Consider the following 2602-nt stretch of genomic DNA (forward strand, 5'->3'; position numbering starts at 1 on the left):
GGCCTCGGTCGCCTCCGTGTGTGCCCGGCCCGTCGGCGTCGCCCTGGTGTCCGGGGTCGACCCGGTGTCCTGCGTCGGCTCGGGCCGGAACGTGGCCTGGGTTCCGACGGTCGGCTCGTCGAGGGGGGCTCCGTCATCCGCGCCGCGGTAGCTCATCGCGGTTCCTCCGGCACGTAGGTCGGCGCGGGCATCCCGGGGCTCGGGCCCAGTCCGGAGAGCCAGGTGGAGTACATCCGGTTCCACGTTCCATCGGTTCGGATCCGCTCGAGCGTCGAGTTGACCTGCCGGACCAGACCGTCCGTGTCGTTCCCGGGAGTCGACCTGGCGATTCCCACCCCGTACGGCTCCGCGTTGAGCTGCGGGCCGACGATCTCCAGGTAGGGATCCTGGGCGGTGATGCCCACCAGGATGGCGTCGTCGGTGGTGATGGCGTCCACCTGGTTCTGTTGGATGGCCACGAGGCAGTCGGCCCACGTGTTGACCGACAGCACCGTGAGCCGGTCGAGCTCGTCCCACAGGCGTGAGGCCGACGTGGTTCCCGCCGCCACGCACACCCGCCGACCCTCGAGGTGTTCGATCTCGGTGATCCCGGAGCCCCGCACGGCCAACACCCGCTGGTAGGCGCGGTAGTACGGCACGGAGAAGGTGATCACCTCCCGGCGCGCACAGGTGATGGACATCGACCGGATCACCACGTCGACCTGGTTGTTCTCCAACGCCTCGATGCGGTTGGCCGAGGTCAGGGACCGGAACTCCACCTGGCCGGGATCCCCGAAGATGTCCCGGGCGATCTCCCGGGCCAGGTCCACGTCGAAACCGGTGAGCTGACCGGTGGCCGGGTCACGGAAAGAGAACAGGTTGGACCCCTGGTCCAGGCCCACGATCAACCGCCCCCGATCCCGGATGCGGGGGACGCGCTCCTCGGGTGTGGCGTCATCGGGGCGCAGACTCGGGAGCGGGTCGCAGGATTCGTCCGCCGAGACCTGGGGTAGCCCCGTCGGACTCTCTGTCGTCACGACCGCTCCGGCCGGTAGCGGCATCACGGCGGAGACCTCGGGGATGCCGACGTAGTCGGATCCGGTCACCACCGAGGCCGTCTCCCGGCCCGACCCGCCGTCGTCACCGCGCGCCTCGTCGTCGTCGTTGACTCCACACGCACCGGAGACCGCCAGGGCGGCCACCAGGACACCCCCGGTCACCACGCGGGCGGCCCGCCGCCCGGCGCTCCCCCCGGACCGCCACGTCCCCCGCGCACTCACAGGTACTCCCTGATCCGGGGGGCGATCCCCACGATGACGGCGAAGGCGGCGAGGGCGGACAACGCCATGATCAGGTCCGGCCCGGTGGCGGAGGTGCGCCGTGCGTTGTCGATACGGGTGCGCAGCGTGTCGCGGGCCTCCTCGATCGCGTCCTGCATCGACTCGTCGAACTCGTCGAAGGCGGCCCCCGAATCGCCCTCGCCCTGCCCCGAGGAGATGAGGATCGCCCCCTGGTAGTCACCTTGCTGGTACAGCGAATCCGCGCGGTTCTGCGCGGCCATCCACTCGTCCAGGGCCTCGATCGCGTTGGTGACGGCGCCGTCCCCGTCCAGGCTGGTGCGGCTGCGGGACTCCTCGTCGGGGTCGAGGTAGACGGTCAACGTGTCGCGGACGCCGCCCAGGATGGCGGCCCGCTCGGCCGCGGACCCCTCGGGATCGGTGCGCCGCACCAGGTTCAACGTCTCCTGCGCGCGCACCTTCTGGGCGTTGATCCGCTGCCGGGTGAGCTCGTTCATCGGGGCCGCTCCCTCGGACAGTCCGCGCGCGTTGTTGTTGGCCGCCAGGAACCCGGCGATCATCGTGAGCAGGAAGGTCGCCACCATGAGCAGTGAGGCCAGCGCCAACGCGGGATTGACCCGTCGCCCGGTGATCTTCCACAACCACTGCTGCAGCAGCACCAGTACCGCGATCGCCGCCCCCAGCAGGATGAACGATCCCCAGGGCGGCGAGGACCACTCACGGTCGGACTCCCCGACGGAGGTGGACTGGCGGTCGTACAGGTCGGCGGCCGCGGGGAGGATCGTGTCCTGCATGAGGGTGGACGCCGACGCGAGGTACGCCGAGCCGACCGGGTTGGCGACCCGGTTGTTGGTCCGGGCCGTCTCCACGAGTCCGGTGTAGGTGGTCAACTGGGCGTTGATGTGCGCCAGTTGGTCGATCGACTCCTCGTCCGAGCGGTCGAGGCCCTGCGAGGCGGCGACGATCGACGCCGACGAGGCGGCGATGGCCTGCAGGTAGCGATCCCTGAGCTCGGCGGGTTCGATGCCCCCGGTGATGAAGGCGGTGTTGGCCGCCGAATCAGCGATGGTCAGGGAGCTGTACAGGGTCTGGGAGGCGTTGGCGACGGGCTCGACCTCGGCCAGCAGGGTCTCGTGGTGGCTCTGGCGTTGGGTGATGGTCTGCGACGCCACGGTGCCGCCGAACAGCACCGCCACGATCGCGACCACCGCGAAGACCGACATCCGACCCGGTGTGGTGAGGGCGTCGTTCCAGAACCGTGCGGCCCGGCGACGCACCGGACGGCGGCGGCTGAGCGCGATGTCCTCTGAGCCGGGGCCCGTGGA

At 70.4% G+C, this 2602-nt stretch carries 2 protein-coding genes; both read right to left on the bottom strand.

Annotated elements, in window-relative coordinates; translation table 11 throughout:
• Positions 1-152: 152 nt before the first annotated feature.
• The gene (locus IY392_RS06770) at positions 153-1259 is read right to left on the bottom strand and encodes a glutamate ABC transporter substrate-binding protein (RefSeq protein WP_370446315.1); all 1107 of its coding nucleotides are present in this window, start codon (positions 1257-1259) and stop codon (positions 153-155) included.
• Positions 1256-2602, bottom strand: a 1347-nt coding sequence (locus IY392_RS06775; protein WP_194860826.1) for a hypothetical protein, incomplete at its 5' end; no start/stop codon positions are given. The genes IY392_RS06775 and IY392_RS06770, both read right to left, overlap by 4 nt.

This window comes from Dietzia sp. SYD-A1 (assembly GCF_015356725.1).
GTDB lineage: Bacteria > Actinomycetota > Actinomycetes > Mycobacteriales > Mycobacteriaceae > Dietzia.